At 68.1% G+C, this 17,801-nt stretch carries 19 protein-coding genes; 12 read left to right on the top strand and 7 right to left on the bottom strand.

Translation table 11 applies throughout. The features are described 5' to 3' along the window. Window positions 1–143 (bottom strand): SAM-dependent methyltransferase (locus ABZ824_RS33740; RefSeq protein WP_356968226.1); only part of this gene is annotated, 143 nt, incomplete at its 3' end. 326 nt (window positions 144–469) lie between these two features. Here ABZ824_RS33740 and ABZ824_RS33735 point away from each other — a divergent pair. Together ABZ824_RS33735 and ABZ824_RS33730 are read left to right on the top strand one after the other, a co-directional pair. Next, complete coding sequence (locus ABZ824_RS33735) at window positions 470–691, top strand: DUF397 domain-containing protein (protein WP_039797917.1); 222 nt, start codon at window positions 470–472, stop codon at window positions 689–691. A gap of 90 nt (window positions 692–781) precedes the next feature. Next, window positions 782–1,669: a helix-turn-helix transcriptional regulator gene (locus ABZ824_RS33730; RefSeq protein WP_355078413.1), complete on the top strand. Its 888-nt coding sequence runs from the start codon at window positions 782–784 to the stop codon at window positions 1,667–1,669. A gap of 158 nt (window positions 1,670–1,827) precedes the next feature. Here the strand turns inward: ABZ824_RS33730 and ABZ824_RS33725 are convergent, their stop codons facing one another. The 4 genes from ABZ824_RS33725 to ABZ824_RS33710 all read right to left on the bottom strand — a co-directional run bounded on the left by ABZ824_RS33725 (window position 1,828) and on the right by ABZ824_RS33710 (window position 3,980). After that, window positions 1,828–2,055, bottom strand: coding sequence for a hypothetical protein (locus tag ABZ824_RS33725; protein WP_356968223.1), 228 nt, complete (start codon window positions 2,053–2,055; stop codon window positions 1,828–1,830). A gap of 294 nt (window positions 2,056–2,349) precedes the next feature. Then, a complete protein-coding gene (locus tag ABZ824_RS33720; RefSeq protein ID WP_043690427.1) occupies window positions 2,350–2,652 on the bottom strand; it encodes a putative quinol monooxygenase in 303 nt (100 codons plus the stop codon). A 64-nt stretch (window positions 2,653–2,716) separates the two neighbouring features. After that, a complete protein-coding gene (locus ABZ824_RS33715; protein ID WP_356968221.1) occupies window positions 2,717–3,376 on the bottom strand; it encodes an SDR family oxidoreductase in 660 nt (219 codons plus the stop codon). A gap of 34 nt (window positions 3,377–3,410) precedes the next feature. After that, the gene (locus tag ABZ824_RS33710; protein WP_356968220.1) at window positions 3,411–3,980 is read right to left on the bottom strand and encodes a DUF2599 domain-containing protein; all 570 of its coding nucleotides are present in this window, start codon (window positions 3,978–3,980) and stop codon (window positions 3,411–3,413) included. A gap of 99 nt (window positions 3,981–4,079) precedes the next feature. Between ABZ824_RS33710 and ABZ824_RS33705 the strand changes: the two genes are divergently transcribed. Further along, complete coding sequence (locus ABZ824_RS33705; RefSeq protein ID WP_356968218.1) at window positions 4,080–5,207, top strand: lipase family protein; 1,128 nt, start codon at window positions 4,080–4,082, stop codon at window positions 5,205–5,207. A 10-nt stretch (window positions 5,208–5,217) separates the two neighbouring features. On the opposite strand, the gene ABZ824_RS33700 is transcribed toward ABZ824_RS33705, so the two are convergent. Continuing rightward, complete coding sequence (locus ABZ824_RS33700; RefSeq protein WP_356968216.1) at window positions 5,218–5,460, bottom strand: hypothetical protein; 243 nt, start codon at window positions 5,458–5,460, stop codon at window positions 5,218–5,220. Between the two features lie 344 nt (window positions 5,461–5,804). On the opposite strand from ABZ824_RS33700, the gene ABZ824_RS33695 reads away from it, so the two are divergent. The 7 genes from ABZ824_RS33695 (at window position 5,805) to ABZ824_RS33665 (ending at window position 13,511) form a co-directional block, all read left to right on the top strand. Further along, window positions 5,805–6,980: a lipase family protein gene (locus tag ABZ824_RS33695; RefSeq protein ID WP_355078407.1), complete on the top strand. Its 1,176-nt coding sequence runs from the start codon at window positions 5,805–5,807 to the stop codon at window positions 6,978–6,980. Window positions 6,981–7,214: 234 nt separating this feature from the next. Next, on the top strand, window positions 7,215–8,588 hold the full coding sequence (locus ABZ824_RS33690) for a lipase family protein (RefSeq protein WP_355078406.1): 1,374 nt from the start codon (window positions 7,215–7,217) through the stop codon (window positions 8,586–8,588). A 187-nt stretch (window positions 8,589–8,775) separates the two neighbouring features. Then, window positions 8,776–9,840 carry a fused (3R)-hydroxyacyl-ACP dehydratase subunits HadA/HadB gene (locus ABZ824_RS33685; protein WP_356968214.1) on the top strand — a complete coding sequence of 355 codons (1,065 nt, stop codon included), beginning with the start codon at window positions 8,776–8,778 and terminating at the stop codon, window positions 9,838–9,840. A 328-nt stretch (window positions 9,841–10,168) separates the two neighbouring features. Further along, window positions 10,169–11,113: a helix-turn-helix transcriptional regulator gene (locus ABZ824_RS33680; protein ID WP_356968212.1), complete on the top strand. Its 945-nt coding sequence runs from the start codon at window positions 10,169–10,171 to the stop codon at window positions 11,111–11,113. 85 nt (window positions 11,114–11,198) lie between these two features. Then, window positions 11,199–12,149, top strand: a complete 951-nt coding sequence (locus ABZ824_RS33675; RefSeq protein WP_356968210.1) for a helix-turn-helix transcriptional regulator — start codon at window positions 11,199–11,201, stop codon at window positions 12,147–12,149. Between the two features lie 139 nt (window positions 12,150–12,288). Further along, entirely contained in the window at window positions 12,289–12,948 is a 660-nt protein-coding gene (locus tag ABZ824_RS33670) for a helix-turn-helix domain-containing protein (protein WP_355078402.1), read from the top strand. Continuing rightward, window positions 12,930–13,511, top strand: a complete 582-nt coding sequence (locus ABZ824_RS33665; RefSeq protein ID WP_356968208.1) for a hypothetical protein — start codon at window positions 12,930–12,932, stop codon at window positions 13,509–13,511. Before ABZ824_RS33670 ends, ABZ824_RS33665 begins: the two co-directional genes overlap by 19 nt. A gap of 215 nt (window positions 13,512–13,726) precedes the next feature. On the opposite strand, the gene ABZ824_RS33660 is transcribed toward ABZ824_RS33665, so the two are convergent. Beyond that, complete coding sequence (locus ABZ824_RS33660; RefSeq protein WP_356968206.1) at window positions 13,727–15,277, bottom strand: acyl-CoA carboxylase subunit beta; 1,551 nt, start codon at window positions 15,275–15,277, stop codon at window positions 13,727–13,729. 563 nt (window positions 15,278–15,840) lie between these two features. On the opposite strand from ABZ824_RS33660, the gene ABZ824_RS33655 reads away from it, so the two are divergent. Continuing rightward, window positions 15,841–16,785, top strand: a complete 945-nt coding sequence (locus ABZ824_RS33655; RefSeq protein WP_356968203.1) for a transcriptional regulator — start codon at window positions 15,841–15,843, stop codon at window positions 16,783–16,785. A gap of 57 nt (window positions 16,786–16,842) precedes the next feature. Then, on the top strand, window positions 16,843–17,793 hold the full coding sequence (locus tag ABZ824_RS33650; protein WP_355078398.1) for an acyl-ACP desaturase: 951 nt from the start codon (window positions 16,843–16,845) through the stop codon (window positions 17,791–17,793). The last annotated feature ends 8 nt before the right edge of the window (window positions 17,794–17,801 follow it).

Raw genomic sequence — 17,801 nt, 5'->3', positions numbered from 1 at the left:
GTGATGTCCGGATCCACCTCGATCCCGGCATCGCCTGCGATGCGGTCGATCTCGTAATAGTCCTTGCCGCCCATCCAGTAGTTCCAGATGCGCGCTGAGTGGGGTATGTCGGTTCGGATGAGGGGGCTGTGGTCTTCGGTCATGGGGTTGTACTCCTAGGCAGAAACGGGTCCGCGGCACTGCCGTGCAGGTGGGTGCGTGGGGTTGTCGCGAATGACTGGTACATCCGATGTGCACTGTGACAGTACAAGATTCGCGCGCGTCCAGAGGGGTGGATCGGGGAGCTGATCTCGGTGTTTCCGGGTCGAGGTGATCGTGTTTCACATCTGTCGCCGGATGACGCCGATCCGTGGGCGCACAGAGGGCGAACTTCGTGCTATCGTCCGGTGTCGGTGCAGATGCAAGAACGTTTGAACGTGCATCTGCACGAACCGAATCGCCTGACTGCGGTAACGGAGGAGTGGGGAAGATGTCGGATACATCCACCAACGAGATCATCGGAACTTGGCGAAAGAGTTCCTTCAGTAATCCGAGCGGCAACTGCGTCGAGGTGGCCGAAACGGCCAACGGCCAGGTGGCAGTACGTAACTCGCGGGACCCGGAAGGCGGGGTCTTGATCTACACGCGTCCGGAGATCGACGCGTTCGTCCGCGGCGCGAAGGCCGGGGAGTTCGACTATTTGACTAGCTGAGCGGTAACATTAGCGGTCGGTGCGGTGTGTCTCGCGACAGGTGGTTGTGACACACTGTGGGCAACCCCCGGAGTATCGGAGACGAACTCGATGATCGCTGAACCCGATGACGATGGTCATGTGCAATCCGTTGTCGCGGAACGTGGTCCGACCGTGCTACGCATCGCATTGGGCGGCCAGCTGCGCAAGCTTCGGGAGAAGAAGGGCATCACCCGTGAAGCGGCGGGTGATGCGATCCGGGGATCGCACGCCAAGATCAGTCGTCTCGAGTTGGGCCGTACCGGCTTCAAGGAACGCGACATCCGCGACCTGCTGACCCTTTACGGCGTTCACGACGCCGAGGAGCGCGAGTCGTTCCTCGAGTTGGCCAGGCAGGCCAACGAGCCCGGCTGGTGGCATCGCTACAGCGACCTGCTGCCGCAGTGGTTCGGCACCTACCTCGGCCTGGAACAGGCCGCGAGCAAGATCCGCACCTACGAGTCGCATCTTGTTCCCGGACTGCTGCAAACGCCCGAATACGCCCGGGCGGTCGTATCGCTCGGGTACGAGGACGCCGATACGGATCGGCGGGTCGCGGTGCGTCAGCGCAGGCAGGAAATCCTCTTCCGCTCGGACCCGCCGGTGGTGTGGGCGGTGCTCGACGAGGCCGCGTTGGTGCGGCCCGTCGGTGGCGCGCAGGTGCATCGAGAGCAGATGCTGCATCTGGTCCGGCTGGCGAAGCTGCCCAATGTGACGATCCAGGTGCTGCCGTTCACCGCGGGGGAGCACGCCGCGGCGGGCAGCTCCTTCAGCATTCTGCGTTTCGCCGAGGCCGAACTGCCGGACATCGTGTATCTCGAACAGTTGACCAGCGCGTTGTATCTCGAGCGGCGGCAAGACCTGGCGTTGTACCTGTCGGTGATGGACCGCCTCAGTGTGCAGGCCGAGCGCCCGGACAAGTCGATCGCGATCATGGAGAAGTATGCCGAAGGGCGCTGAGGCCACGCGGTAGTCTCGGCGCCGCCGAAGACCCGATACGCCGAGCGGCCACCTCCCAAATCGGAGGTGGCCGCTCGGTTTTTCTTTGCTGTCCAATCGCTCGGCGGTGGTAGCCGCCGAAAATTTCGTTATCCGCCGGGCTCGGACGGCGGGACGATCTACTGCTTGATGAAGCTGGAGGCGATTCGCCAGAATGTAGCGGGCTGCAATGCCTCGAGATCCCAGTCGTCGGCCATCGCGTGCGCGGTGCTGACGATGCGGTCGATATCGAAATCGTGCCGAGTCGCCGCCCCGGTGGATTCGACGGCATCGATCACGTATGCCACGGCGGTTTCTCGGGAAAATACGGTATCGGTGTGGCCGCTGTGGGCCGATAATGTGCTCATATGTCTACCGTTCGCCGGCTGGTCGGCCAGTGCGGTGTCGGCTGATCCGAACCGGCCGCCGGTAAGTGGATGTTCCATTCGAATGCCCCTGTTTCTGGCGGCGGCAAACCCATGGCGGCTTCGGCCTTCGGCTCGCCCACGCGGCCTCCCCTGGTGGTCCCCTGTAAAGCGTTGCGGGACCGAGTTTATGCCGCCGTACCTTTCAGATGCAAGCACATCTGCACGATCGATTGCACGTGCGCACTGCGTATTTCGCGGCCGGAAGTTTGCGGAAACGGTGCCCGACGCGAAATTTCAGTCGCGGCCGAATAGGACGTCCGTGCTGTAATCGATCTGTGTACCCGGCTCGACGAATTGGTCCGCCGCGGCCCGCCAAGCAAGAAAATGTTCGGTGAAACGGTGTGCTTCCGCCGCCTCGTCGTCGGTGTAGAGCTGATAGAGAAAGAATCGGTGGGGGTCCACCCGATCTGCGCAGATGTCGAAGCGCAGACAGCCGGGCTCGGTCCGGACGGAGGCGTCGGCGCTGCGGGATATGGCTGCCAGGAACTCGGCGCGGGAGCCGGGGCGGATCTTCATCGAGACGATTCGACTGAACACGGTTGTTCTCCCATCGTGACCGTTGCGGTCGATCGGCAAGGGCGGTAGCGGGGTGCGCGACAGCTCAATCGGTCAGATGTGCAATTGCCTGGCTAATCGGAGTGTCACCCGAGACGAGTTCGAGGGTCAGCCCGTATGCGGGCGCGGCGGGCAGCAGTCCGGCCAGTACGGCCGCCACATCGGCGCGCGGGACCTCGCTGCGCCCGACCGGGGCCGGCGCGAGAGTCACCAGACCGGTGCCGGGGGAGTCGGTCAGGCGGCCGGGGCGCACAATGGTCCAGTCGAGATCTCTCTCGCGCAGATCGTCTTCGGCCTTGGTCTTCGCGTCGATGTACGCCGCCCACACGTCGTCGGAACCGGGAGCGACCGGCTGCCCCGCGCCCATCGTGGAGATCTGCAGGAAGCGGCGCACTCCGGTGCGCTCGGCGGTCTCGGCCAGCCGGACGGAGCCGCCCAGGTCGACGGTGTATTTCCGGTCCACGCCGCTGCCCTGCCCGGCGCCGGCGGCGAAAACCGCCGCGTCGCCGCCTTTTACAACGTCCTCCACCTCGTCTGTGCCCGCCTTCTCCAGATCGCACAGCACCGGTTCGGCGCCGGTGGCGCGTACGTCGGCGGCGTGCTCGGGGTCGCGGATGAGGGCGGCGACCTCGTGGCCGTTCGCGGTGAGCAATGGGGCCAGCAGCAATGCGATCTTCCCGTGTCCGCCTGCGATGACGACGCGCATGGATCGCTCCTTCCGGTCGGGGCGGCGCCCGCGCTCAGCGCTCGGGGCCGCCGGGATTACAGCGCGCTTCGACGGTGGCCTGGTAGCCCACCGCCGGGCGCCACGGTTCCAGGTTCCAGCTCGGCTTGTCCGGCTGGACCAGCCGGGCCCACGCCCAGTGGCAGACGAACTGATCGCGCATGCCCGGTGCGTCCGCGTCCGCCGACTCGGCCACGACCTCCTGCCACGCCCGTTCGTCCGAGCCGGGAAAGGTGGTCCGCCGACCGGCCTGCGTCGGGAAGACGAGCAGCCGGGGTCCGTCGATCGCTTCGGTCCAGGCGACGTGATCGATCAGCGGCTGTCCCGCGTAGGGGTCGACGGACGGCACGGCGGCCGGCGGTATCGATATCGGCGCGGTCGGTACGGTCGTGGTCGTGGTGCCGGCGGTCGTGGTCGGGTCCGCCGAAGGATCGGGCGAATCGTTTCCACAGGCGATCGGCAGAGGCAGCAGCCCCGCCGCGAGCAGTACGGCGGCGCGGCGCCGGGTGACGAGGCGATACGGGTACCGCTGCGCCACGGTCGAGCCTCCTGTGTTCTCCTCGGCACCGGTTTCCGGCGTGCTCATCCGAGCCTAGCGAGCCCGGGCGGTCCCGGCGAGGTCGCCCGGCCGGGCCACCGATTGTGGTGGCTTGCCGGTGCGGCCGCGGCTGGGGATAGTCGGTCGGTGCGGTGTGGACGGTTCATGGTGGGGGCGGCGGGCGTCGTGGTCTCGGTGACGGTCGCGTTGGCCGGGCCCGCTGACGCCGGGGTGGACGAGGCGCCCGGCACCGTGACGGACCTGGCGGAACTGGCGGACCGTCTGCACGTGGCAGGGGCGACGACCGCCGAACGGCTGACGTATTGGTCGCGTGGCCCGCGCGGGCCCATGCTGAGCACCGGAGTGCTCTATCTGCCCGAAGGCGCTCCGCCGCAAGGGGGTTGGCCGATCGTCGCCTACGCGCACGGCACTTCCGGGATCGCCGACGAGTGCGCGTTCACGCTGCGACCCCGGGACTACTACCTGACGTCGGTGTACCCGGATCTGCTGCGCGCGGGCAATGCGGTGGTGATCTCCGACTACGTCGGACTCGGCACCCCCGGCGTGCATCCCTATCTGGACGGTCCCGCCCAGGCCCGCAGCATCATCGACGGCGTGCGCGCGGCACGGGCGGTCGCCCCTTCGCTCGGTACCCGCTGGGCGGTGTTCGGTCAGTCGCAGGGCGGGCACGCGGCGCTGTTCACCGCCCATCTCGCGCCCGGCGACGCACCGGAACTCGATCTGCGCGGGGCGGCCGCGACCGGCGCGCCGTCGAATCTGGACGCGATGTTCCCGCTGGCCGGGCCCTGGTTGCCGCGGCTGCCGCTGCAGAAGACGACGACCTATTTCGGCATGCTGCTGGCCGGATTGCGCGCCAGTGCGCCGGAGCTGGACATCGACGGCTACCTGACCCCGGTGGGCCGGGACGTCCTGCGCATCGTGGAAGCGGACTGCGCCGCCGAGGCGGACGCGCAGGTATCCGGCATCGGCATCGGGGCCATGCTGTCGCGGCCATTGGACGACCCCGCGCTGCTGGCAGCGGTGCGCGCGATGTTGAAGGTGCCGACGAGCGGCTACTCGGTGCCGTTGTACCTCGGTCAAGGGCTGACGGATCTGGAGGTGCCCGCGCCGCTGACGCTCGAGCTGATCGCCGAGCTGCGCTGCGCGGACACCGATCTGCGGGTGGACTGGTATCCCGGCGATCATCTCGGCGCGGCGCGCGAGGCGTTTCCCGACGCGCTCGACTTCCTGCGCGGCGTGCTCGATCGGCCCTGAGTCCGCTCACTCAGCGCCAGAGCGAATGGCACGGTAGCCTGCGCAGGCCGGGACGGACCTGGCCGTCGACGGTGACGGTGAGCCCGGCGTGTGCGGCGGCCGAGGTGAACTCCCACGCCTCGGTTTTGGTGGCCGCGTATTCGAGGACCAGCGCGTCCTCGGGAGTGGGCCCGTCGAAGTAGACGGTGATACGCCGGGTCGGCGGTTCTTGGGTGTCGTCGCGGTCAGCGAGTCTGCGCACAGTGCCGTCCATGCCACTGTCTCCTTCCGGCCTGCGCGGCAGCCGCGCCGGTAGGACTGACGGTAAAGGGCCGCCACTGCTGAGAACATGTTGCAGGTTATCGGCTGGAAATGTCACAGAACGGACGTGGCGTCGTGGGGTACAGTCACCAGCCGGGGCGCATCGCGGGCACAGCCCGGGCGACCCAAACTTGTGAATTGTCAACATGATCGCGTCGGGCGGTACCCAGCGCGGGTGATGTTGCCGAGGATGAGCACAGCGTCGGACGATTCAGGAGGCACACGTCGATGAGTCAGCGCCCACGTTCGTTGGGTAGGGGAGTGGGGCGAAGACGTCTCGCACGTGCGATCGGAGCGATGGCCGCGGGGCTGGTGCTGATCGCGAGCATGGCCGGCGCGGCGACCAGCGCGCCGCTGTATCCCGAACCCGATCCGGATCCCTTCTACGCGACGCCCGCGGACATCGCCGACCGCAAGCCCGGCGACGTGATCGCGACCAGGGTGATGCCGCCGCTGGCGATCTTCCCGGAGACCACGGTGACCGTGATCCGATTCCGGTCGACGAGTTCGGAGGGGAAACCGATCGCGGCGACCACCACGGTGCTGACGCCGAAGGCGCATCGCGCGGACGGTCCGCTGCTGTCGTTCCAGCACATCATCAACGGGCTCGGCTCGGAGTGCTCGGTCTCCCGGGTGCTCTACACCGGCGACCCGAACCTCGTCGTGCGGGAAGCGCCCGGCTGGAACGTGCTGCTGGCGCGCGGCTGGAGCGTCGCGCTGCCCGACCACCTCGGCCCGAATTTCGCCTACGGCGCCGCGAAACTCGGCGGGCAGATCACGCTCGACGGGATCCGCGCCGTCAAGCAGGTCAACGAACTCGGGGTGCAGCGCAGCCCGGTGGCGATGGTCGGATACTCCGGCGGCGGGATGGCCACCGCGTGGGCCGCGGCTCTGCAGCCGAAGTACGCTCCGGAACTCGACATCGCGGGCGCGGCCATGGGCGGCGTGCCGATGAATCTGGTGAAGATGCTCGAGGGGCTGGGGCTCAACCCGCACCCGGTGTTCGGTCTGGCGTTCGCCGCCGGGTTCGGGCTGGAACGGGAGTACCCGACTCGCTTCCCGCTGAGCGACCAGCTGAACGAACGTGGTCTGGCCGCTCGCGCGCAGATCGCCAACAGCTGCACCAACGACATCCTCTCGACGGGGGCGGGTCACGGTGCGCTGGACTTCGCCAAGACGACCTCGATGATCACCGACAACACCGCGCGCGCCGTGGTCGAGGAGAACAGCCTCGAACTCTACGACGGCGTGCCGAAGACGCCGGTGTTCGAATGGCATTCGCCGATCGACGGCCTCATCCCGATCGACGCGGTGGTCAACACCGACAAGCGATGGTGCTCGGCGGGCGCCAGGGTGCAGACCGAGGAGATCCCGGTGCCGGACCATTTGACCGCGGCGGTGCTCGGTATTCCCGCGGCACTGAACTGGCTGGACGCTCGTTTCCGAGGGGAGCCGGCGCCGAGCAATTGCTGAGCGACGATATGTGAACGGCCGAGCCGGGACCCCACTCTTCGGAAAGGGGTCTCGGCCGGTTGTTGCGATATGGATACGCGACAACACAACTCGGACGCTTTACTGCGTCCAGTCCAGGGCGCTGACGTAGCCTGACGTCCTGGCTCCCGGTCTGACAGGGGACATTTCGGGGGTCGAAGGCCAGTGCGCCCGGGTGCCAGACGACGTTGCCGTTCGCACCCGAAGGCGTGTGCCATGAAGATTTCGCGTGCCATTGCTGTGGCATTGCTCGCCGCCAGCTCGGTCCTGGCCGTCCCCGCCGCCGCAGAGCCGCCGCCCGCGCCGCCGCCGGGCGGGTTGCTGCCCGCGCTACAACAACTCATCGATCAGGTGATCCCGCCGCCGCCGATCGCGCCGCTGCCGGAGCCGATTTCGCCTGCGCACGAGGCGACTACGCTGTCGCCGTCGCTGGCCGCGCTGCGCTCGGCCACGCTGCCCTCCGCCGTCGGCGACCCGATGTTCGACCTACGGCCCGCGAATCTCGACGAATCGGCCGAGGGACAGGTCATCGAGGTCCGCGACGTGCGCGCGACGGCCGCGCCGTTGCTGCTGCTGCCGATCCAGCGTGCGCTGCTGGTGAAGTACCGTACGACGGACGCGCACGGCGCACCGTCGTACGCCACGGCGACGCTGATCGTTCCCGCCGCACCGTGGCCAGGGCCCGGTCAGCGGCCGGTGGTGGTGAACAACCTGCCCATCGATGCCCTCGGCCGTACCTGCACGCCGGGATACACCCTCGCGCACGGGCTCAACCCCGACACCAGCACCACCGACTTCCTCCCGCCTACGACGCATCTGGCGGCGCTGCGCGGGTACGCCGTGCTGATCCCGGACCACGAGGGCCCTTCGATGGCCTACGCCGAACCCATCGTGGCCGGGCACGCCGTACTCGACTCGATCCGGGCGGTGCGCGGGCTGCTGCCGGAGGAGTTCGGCGCCGCGAAGTTCGGCCTGGCGGGATATTCCGGCGGCGCGATCGCGACGCACGGGGCGGTGAAGCTGATCGACGGCTACGCACCGGAATTGGCGGACGTGATCGTGGGCGCGGCGCTGGGCGGCGTGCCCGCCGACTTCGAGATCCTGGCCCGCAGCATGAACGGCAACCTCGCCTCGGCGATATTCATGGGTGCCGTGTTCGGCATCGGCCGCGAGCGGCCGGAGATCCTGGCCGGGATGAACAATCTCGCCCGATGGGTGGCCACCTCGCCGGTGAAGAACATGTGCGGCAGCAGCTTCGGAGCGATCGGCGTGCTGATGCTGCCGATCGACATCGCCGCGAATTTCCCCGATCCGCTGCATTCGGCGCTGGCCGCGGACATCTATCGGGTGACGAAGATGGCCGGGATGCGGTCGGCGACTCCGCTCTACGTCTACAACGGCGAGCAGGAGTTCTGGATCCCGGCCGAGGGCGCGCGCGATCTCTATCTGGAGCAGTGCGGCCTCGGCGTGCCCGCGGTGTACCGCAGTGTGCTGGGTGAGCACATCATCGCCGGTGCGCTCGGTTATCCGGAAGCCATGATCTGGCTGGACGACAGGCTGCGGGGAGTGCCTGCGCCCGACGAGTGCTGACCGTGTGACGGCGCTCGGGGGAATCCGGTAACGCGGTGCGCCCGCGATGGCGATCAAGACTGTGTCCCCCTTCGGCCCTTCGGTTGGTATGCCCAGATCTGGCGAGGGCGCTCCTGCGGCGTCGTCGCGGCTTCGGTACGGTGGGCCGGGCCGGTCGGGGGTGACGGCGGATTCCCGAGAGAGGCACATGAACGACATCACGACCACCGCGTCCGAACAAGCCAAGGCACTGGTGGGGCGGCACTATCGCCTGACCGACTCATACGAGGTGGGGCGCGAGAAAATCCGGGAGTTCGCGCGAGCGCTGCAGGACGGCCATCCCGCCCACCGGTACGAAGACGCCGCGGCGGAACTCGGCTTCGACGGGCTCGTCGCGCCGATGACGTTCTCGTCGATCGTGCTCATGTTGATGCAGCGCAAGATGTTCGAGTCCGTGCTCACCGGGTACGACCTCGGCCAGGTGCTGCAGACGGAGCAGACGATCCGGGTGCACCGGCCGATCGTCGCGGGCGACCAGGTGCGGTGCGAATCCTACATCGAGTCGTTCCGGCAGTTCGGTGACAAGGACTTCATGGTCACCAGGAACGTGCTGAGCAACCAGCACAAGGAAGTGTTGCAGACCGCGCACACCACGGCGGTGGCGCAGACCGGGGTGGACCTCGCCGCCGATCTGCGCGCGGCGGTCGAGGGCGTGATCATGACCGGGCAGTCGGCCGCCGACCGTGAGAACGCGGCGGCCGGGCGCGGGTCCGGCGACGACGGCGGGCTGGTCGAGAGCTTCGACGAGGCGTTGCAAGCGGACACCCCCGACGAGTCGCGCACGCCCCGCACCGTCCCCGCTTTCGAGGACCTGTCCGTCGGCATGGAACTGGCCCCGCGAACAGTGCTGCTGTCTCGTGGTGATCTGGTGAATTACGCAGGCGTCTCCGGTGATTCGAACCCGATCCACTTCAGCGACGTGGTCGCGCGCAGCGCCGGACTGCCCGACGTGGTGTCGCACGGACTGCTGACCATGGGCATCGGCGCCGGGTATCTCACCTCGTGGCTCGGTGATCCGGCCGCCGTCACGCGGTACGGGGTGCGGTTCGCCGGGTTCGCCCCGGTTCCGGCGACCAGGGCGAGCGCGATCGAATTCCGCGGTCGGGTCAAGCAATTGGACCCACAGCGCCGTGCGGCCACCATCGCTTTGACCGCGACCTGCGGTGACCGCAAGCTGTTCGGTCGCGCGACGGCGGACGTAGTGCTGCGCTGAACCGAGCGGCCCGCCGTCACCGGATTCGGCGGCGGCGGGCACCGGGTCGTGCGGTCATCGCTTCGGTGCGCGGTCGCGCAGCGGAACTACTCGGCCGCAATGGTTTTCGGTAGCGCCGCGCGACCCGCGGCCAACTCGTCGCTTTGCCTTCCGTAGTTCGTCTGCTGCCGGACCGATGGTCGCTGCCGGCGGTACTCGGGCTGCGGGACGAGCAGTCATCCCGGCGATCTTGAAAATGATCTTGCGGATGTGCTTACACCTGCGCATACGCTGCCGTTCGTGGGGTTCGGTGCTGGAGTGCGGGCACCGCACATGCGAGACTCGGTACATGCGTGCTTCGGTAGTGCGGCCTCAGAACGAATCCATCGCTCGTGGAACGGCTCCCGCCGCCGAGGGCGGCCCGACCGCCCTACGGATGATCCTCGGCGGGCGGATGCGTCGGCTGCGTGAGGCGTGCGGCATCTCACTGGAGGAAGCGGGCGAGGCGATCCGTGGCTCGCACTCGAAGATCAGCCGCTTGGAACTGGGGCGTACCGGCTTCCGGGAGCGGGATCTGGTGGACCTGCTCGCGCTGTACGGCGTCACCGACGAGGAGGAGTGCGCGGAGTTCAAGCGGCTGGCCAAGCAGGCGAACACCTCGGGATGGTGGCATCACGACGCCGACTGGCTGCCGAAGTGGTTCGACACCTATCTCGGGCTGGAGCATGCCGCCCAGTTGATCCGCTGCTACGAGCCGCGGGTCGTTCCGGAACTGCTGCAGACCCCCGAGTACGCCCGCGCGTTGTTCGTGCTCGCGCATCCGCACGAGGACGAGGAGTCGATCGAGCGGCGCGTGGCCCTGCGCATGCGCCGCCAGGAGATCCTGACCAGGCCGGACCCACCTCAGATGTGGCTGATCGTCGAGGAAGCGGCGCTGCGGCGCAGAATCGGAGGATCGCAGGTGTGGTTGGCCCAGCTCGACCACCTGCTGCGGGTCGCGGACGCGCCGAACATCACCGTGCAGGTGCTCGCCGATCACGTCGGCGGCCCCGCGGTCTCCGACGGCGCGTTCACCATGCTGCGTTTCGCCGAGTCGGATCTGCCGGACATCGTGTATCTCCAGCAACTCACCGGCGCGCTGTATCTGGACAAGGACGCCGATCTCGCGGCTTACCGGGCGGTGGCGAATCTGCTGTCGGTGCACGCCGCGCCTCCCGAGTACACCCGCGACCTCATCGCGGCCTTGCGCGAGCGTGAGCCGCAGATCGTCGAGCTGCCGTCCGGCCCGGCCTGACCGGCCCGGTGGAACCACGAATGCGCGGCGGTACAGGGACTTTCGGCCGTAGATAACGACTGGGACAACATGGCAGACTCGGGGCATGCGTCCTTCGAACGTACGACAGGCGGCCGATGCGGCGGGGTTCGGCGCTCAGCCGGTGTCCGGAGGCGGGCCGACGGTGCTGCGGATGGTTCTAGGCGGCCGGCTGCGTCGCCTGCGCGAGGACCGGAAGATCACCAGGGAAGCGGCGGGTGAGGCCATTCGCGGGTCGCATTCGAAGATCAGTCGGCTGGAGCTCGGGCGCACCGGCTGCCGGGAACGCGATCTGGTCGACCTGCTCGACTTCTACGAGGTGACCGACCCCGCGGAACGGGATCGATACCTGGAACTGGCCAGGCAGGCCAATGCGTCGGGCTGGTGGGCGCGAGACAACGACTGGTTGCCTAAGTGGTTCGACACTTACCTCGGGCTGGAACAGGCGGCCCGGCTGATCCGCTGCTACGAGCCGCGGGCGGTCCCCGAACTGCTGCAGACCCCGGAGTACGCCCGCGCGCTGCTCACACTGTCGCATCCGGGCGAGCCGCAGGACGCGATCGAACGCCGGGTCGCGCTGCGCATGCGCAGGCAGGAAATCCTCGCCGGTCCGCACCCGCCGCAGGTGTGGATGCTCATCGAGGAGGCCGCGCTGCGCCGCAGGATCGGCGGCTCGACCGTCTGGCGCGCGCAGCTGGACCGCGTGCTGCACGCGGCGGCGCGGCCGAACGTCACGATCCAGATCCTGGCCGATCACGTGGGCGGCCCCGCGCTCACCGACGGCGCGTTCACCGTCTTGCGCTTCGCCGAGGCCGATCTGCCCGACATCGTCTATCTCCAGCAGCTGACCAGCGCGCTGTATCTGGACAAGATCGCCGACCTGGACGTGTACTACACGGTGCTGAACCAACTTTCGCTGCTGGCCCCGTCACCGGAGCATTCCGGCCAGCTGCTCCAGATCTTGCGCGACGGCATTCCGCCGACCGTCGACGAACCGGTGGACAACCCGAGAAGCTGACCGGCCGCTGGCCGCCCTCCCGACGTCTTCCCGGGCGATTCAGCGCGCCCGAATCGGGCATCTTCTCTGCGAGGTGATGCGCATGCCGGGCAAGAGCAAAGTATTGTCCCATTGGGACAATAGGGGTATGCTCAGGTGTATGAGCGACGACGGTGTCGGTCTGGACGGCCGTCGGCTGCGCACTCGGCGCAGCCGTGAAGCGCTGTCGCGCGCGGCGTTCGACCTGCTCACCGAGCGGGGGCTCGACGCGGTGGCCGTCGAGGACATCGCGCTGCGGGCCGGTGTCACCCGGCGCACGTTCAGCAGGCACTTCGCGTCCATCGAAGAGGCGATTCTCGGCGATGTCGACCAGGATGTGCACCTGTTCAACGAAGCCCTGAGCCACCGTCCCCTTTCCGAGCCGCCCCTGATCGCCTACCGCGGCGCCGTCCACGACTGGCTCGCCACCGAGTACGGCGGGGCCCGTGCGTCGCTGCTCGCCCGCCGCTGGGCGCTGTTCCAGCGCTTCGAGGACGAACCGGAACTGTTCGCCGGCTATCAGCGCATCCGCATCGACGGGCAACGCGAGTCCGTCCGGATCATCGCGGCACGGCTCGGCGTGGATCCGCAGACCGATCCGCGTCCGGCCGTCGCCGTCGGCGCCGGTGCGGGCATGCTGCTCGCGGCGCTACAGAGTTGGGCGGCTGGCCCTGATCCGATGGGCCTGCCCGGCCTCGTCGAAGAGTTCTTCGACACCCTCGTCACCCTCACCGCCGAAATTCGCAACGAGGAGTCACCGTCATGCCTACCGGGTCGGTGAACATGTACCGCCGGACGTGCCGCCGCGTCGGCTTGGATCGCAATCCGCTGCGCCGCAGTGAAGATCGTGTGCAGACCGGTGTCGCGGTGCTGCTGGCCCTGGTGTTCCTGATAGTCGTGCCCATACTCGCGCTGACCGTCGGCGGCCGGGTGTACCGCGTCGAGACGGCCGCGGTACGGGCCGAGACGGCACGCTTGCATCGAGTCGACGCCACCGTGATCGAAACCGGGAAGGCGCCGCTGTACGCGCCGGTGGTGCCCGCGCGTGTGTCCTGGAAGGATGCCGACGGCGTGGCCCACACCGGCGACTATCAGTCGACCACGGTGGTCGAGCCGGGTTCCACCGTGCCGATCTGGCTGAACGAACGCGGCGCGATCGTGGAGCCGCCGTCGTCGACCCAGCCCGCCAGCAAGGCGGTGATGCTGACCGCCGGTGCGGTGGTCGGCGTCTCGATCGTGCTCGTCGGCAGCTATCTGCTGCTGCGCCGAGGTCTCGATCGGCGGCGGCTGCGCAGGTGGGAGACCGAGTGGGTGGCGGCCGATCTCACCTGGGGGCACGGCTGAGCCTTGGTGCGGCGTGCCCGCCGGGCGAGGGTAGGGAACAGGCGCAGCGGGCACGTCGCGTGCCGCGCCGCTACGCGGCGAACGAAGCGGGCCCGGCACTGACCTGAGATTAAGGCATCGGCGTGCCGGACGGCCCGGTTCGCCGCTGATCGCCGGAGATCCCACCACATAGACCCGGTTATGTTGTGACACAGCATAACCGGGTCCGCTGCGCCTCAGACCGGAAAAAGACTGTGCTTGCGGGGGTTGGGCTCGGCGCTCGCCTCTTTCTCGCGCAGCAGACGCAGCGCCCGGCGGATCTCCAGTCTCGTCTGCGAAGGCTCGATCACCGCATCGATGTAGCCGCGCTCGGCGGCGATCCACGGCGTGGCCACCGTCGTGTTGTACTGCTCGATCATGGCGTCGCGCACGGCCGCGCGCTCCTCAGGGGCCACCTGGGCGAGCTGCCGTTTGCCGACGATGCTCACCGCGCTCTCCGCACCCATCACGGCGATGCGCGCGGTCGGCCAGGCCAGGCTGACGTCGGAGCCGAGTTGCTTGCAGCCCATCACGGCGTAGCCTCCGCCGTAGGCCTTGCGGACCACGACGGTCACGATCGGGACGGTCGCCTCGATCACCGCGCGGAAGAACCGTCCGCCGCGCTTGATCACTCCGCTGCGCTCTTCCTCCACGCCGGGCAGCACGCCGGGGGTGTCCACGACGAAGATCAGCGGCAGCCCGAAGACATTGCACAGCCGGATGAAGTGCGTCGCCTTGTCCGAGCACTTGGCGTCGATCGCGCCGCCGAGGACCAGCGGCTGATTCGCGATCACCCCGACGCTGCGCCCGTCCACCCTGGCGAAGCCGGTGATCAGGTTCTGCGCGGTCGCCGCGCTGATCTCGTGGAAGTCGCCGTCGTCGAACAGGCGCAGCAAGATCTCGTGCATGTCGTAGCCCTGCCGATCGGAGTCGGGAACGATCGAGTCCAGCTCCAGATCGTGCGGCGTGACCTGCGGCTCCAGGCCCGGATTGACGACCGGGCCCGGCTCGAGGCAACTCGATGGCAGGTAGCCCAAATAGGTTCTGGCCCAGTCGAAAGCGTCCTGCTCGGTGGCGGCGACATGGTGGACGGTGCCGTTGGCCGCCTGCGCCTGCGCGCCACCCAGTTCCTCCATGGTCACCTCCTCGCCGGTGACCTCCTTGATCACCTCGGGGCCGGTGACGAACATGTAGGACTTCTCGGTCGCGATCAGGATGTCGGTGTTGACCGGTGCGTAGACCGACCCGGCCGCGCATTTGCCCAGCATGATCGACACTTGCGGGACGAAGCCCGACAGTCGTTCCTGGCGGCGGCTCATCAGCGCGTACCAGGCCAGCGAGGTGACCGCGTCCTGGATGCGGGCGCCGCCGGAGTCGTTGATCGCGACGACCGGGCAGGCGTTCCTGGTGGCGAAATCCAGCGCCGCGGCGACCTTGCGGCCGAACATCTCGCCGACGGAGCCTCCGAAGACCGTCTGATCGTGGGCGATCACCACGACGGGCCTGCCGTCGATCCGCCCGCGGCCGGTGACCACGCCGTCGCCGTACATGGCTCCCGGGGTGCCCGGCTGGCGCACCAGCGCGCCGGTCTCCACGAAACTCCCCGGGTCGAGTAGCGCGCGCACTCGCTCCCGCGCGCTGGGAATGCCCTTGGTCTTGCGCTTCGCGATGCCGTTTTCGCCTGCGGGCTCTTCGGCCAGTTCCAGAATCCCCCGCAGCTCGTCCAGCTTGTCTCGCGTACCGCTCATATGTGTTGTCGCCCTTCGAAACTCGTCGCGACGCCGTACGGCAGCGCGGCGCTCGATGCTATCGGCGGAGCGATCTGCTGCACAGCGGTTCGGATGATCTGATGGAACAGCTCACAGGTTTGCCTTTCGATGCCTCGGTTCATAGCACGCGACGCCCCGGCTCACGGCGACGACACGGACTGTGTGACGTCCCAATCGTGGCCGTGGGTCGCGATGAACCGTCCCCAGGGCACCGGAGGGGACTACTCAGGACGGTGCCAACGGATCTAGGGTGATCTCGACGCAGCGCCGGAAATGCGCGGACGGCGCTGCGTCACACACTCCGGAAATCGGTGCGCCCGCGGACATCGGGCCGGATCCGAAAATTGCGGTGCCGCAGCGGTTCTGCCTGTGCGGGACGCGGGCCGCGCGAGATTCCAGCGAAAGTTGTGATTGCGCCCAACGGGTCGGGCGGCCGCTGATGACTTACCCGATGCGGCGGAACATATCTCGATTCCATCACGATCCGACGCTAACCTTCGGGAGGCATGATGGGCAGGCAGTCGAGAACGAGTACCGAGACGTTGACATCGAAACTCGTCGCACACCTGGCCGGGCGCTCCGGCCGCGACGCGTCCGGCGATGTCGCGACGACCGCACGGAATTGTCTGGCGGCCGCTGTCGAACTACTGGCTCCGCGTCCGGCGCCCGCAGCGGTCCGGCCGCCGGAGATCGCCGGTTTCGCCTCGCGCTGGGCGCGGGAGGGCATCACACTGGAAACGGTGCTCGGCGCATATCACGACGAAATCCGTAGCGGGCTGGAATTCCTCGCCGACGAGGTCGCCGACGAGCGAACCGATCATTTTCTCGCGGGTGCGCGATTGGCGGTCCACGTACTGGAGATGGTGACCGTGGCGGCGTCGACCGCTTATGTCGACGAGCACCGCGCGGTCGCGCGGGAACATCAGACCGCGGCTCAGACGCTGGTCTCCGCGCTGCTGGGCGGGCACGCGGTCGGCGAACTCGCCAGGGCGACAGGCATTCCGATCGCACGGTCGTATCAGGTCGTCGCGCTGGGCATTCCGGCGCATCCGGACGAGCGAAGACCCGGCACGGGCACGGACGCGGCCCGGCGCAAGCTCCGCCGCGTGCAGGCCGCGCTGGCCGGTCCGCTCGGCTCACGGGCCTTGTCGGTGCTGTCCGCCGCGGGCGGCACGGTGCTGGTGCCGCTCGACGACGTGCCCGCCCGCACCGGAACATTCACCATGACCGACGACGTGCTGGCCATCGTCGGTGAGGCCGCCGAGGTTCCGTTGACGGCCACGGTGGCCACCGGCCGCACCGCGCGCATCCCGGAACTGGCCGGTCGCGCCCACGATCTGCTGGACCGGCTGCGGGCCGCGGGCGGGCCGCCGGGGCTGTATCGGGTGGCCGACGCGGGCGATGCCCCGGCTTGTGAACTGCCCCAGCCGGGCCATATGGCCATCGTCACCTCGCCCAACGATCGCGTGATCGGCCGTTCTGCCTGATATTCCGCCGCTATCGTCGACTGTGCCCTGATCTCGGGGGTGAGCAAAGGAGTTCGAGTGACCACCGCGTTGACCGATCGCGATATTCTGCGCGAACTGGAGCCCACCGCCGAACGCCTGCTCAACGACCATCTGCGCAAGGCGAAATCCTGGAATCCGCACGATTACGTGCCGTGGGACGACGGCCGAAATTTCGCCGCCCTCGGCGGAATCGATTGGGAGCCGGGTCAATCCGCGCTTTCCGAGGTCGCGCAGACCGCCATGATCACCAATCTGCTCACCGAGGACAATCTGCCGTCGTATCACCGGGAGATCTCGGAGGCGTTCTCGCTGGACGGGGTGTGGGGTACCTGGGTGGGCCGGTGGACCGCCGAGGAGAACCGCCACGCCATCGTGATGCGCGACTATCTGGTCGTGACCCGCGCGGTCGATCCGGTGCTGCTGGAGCAGGCGCGGATGGCGCATATGACCACCGGTTTCGCCACACCCGGCGAAGAGGAGCGGTTGCTCCATTCGGTCGCTTACGTCACGTTGCAGGAGCTCGCGACCAGGATCAGCCACCGCAATACGGGAGCGGCCTGCGGGGAACCGGTCGCCGAGCGTATGCTGCAGCGAGTTGCCGCCGACGAGAACCTGCACATGATCTTCTACCGGAACATCAGCGCCGCGGCCCTCGACCTGGTGCCGAACGAAGCGCTGCGCGCCATCACCAGCGTGGTCACCCGATTCCAGATGCCGGGGCTGACCCAGCCGAATTTCCGGCGCAACGCCGTGCTGCTGGCCAAGCACGGCATCTACGACTTGCGTCAGCATCTCGATGTGGTGGTGCGTCCGGTGCTGCGCGCGTGGCACGTCTTCGAACGCGACGATCTGACCGGCGACGGCGAACGAGCCCGCGAGGAACTGCACGCCTACCTCGAAGACCTGGAGATCCGGGCGCGCCGGTTCGAGGAACAGCGCGAACGCGCCGCTGCCAGACAAGCGGAACGGGCCGCCGCAGCCGGATGAGCCCACGT

It is taken from the genome of Nocardia sp. NPDC047038 (assembly GCF_040644075.1).
Classification (GTDB): Bacteria; Actinomycetota; Actinomycetes; order Mycobacteriales; family Mycobacteriaceae; genus Nocardia; species Nocardia sichangensis.
The sequence above is the reverse complement of the archived record's forward strand: the minus strand, read 5'-3'. Positions and strand labels throughout refer to the sequence as shown.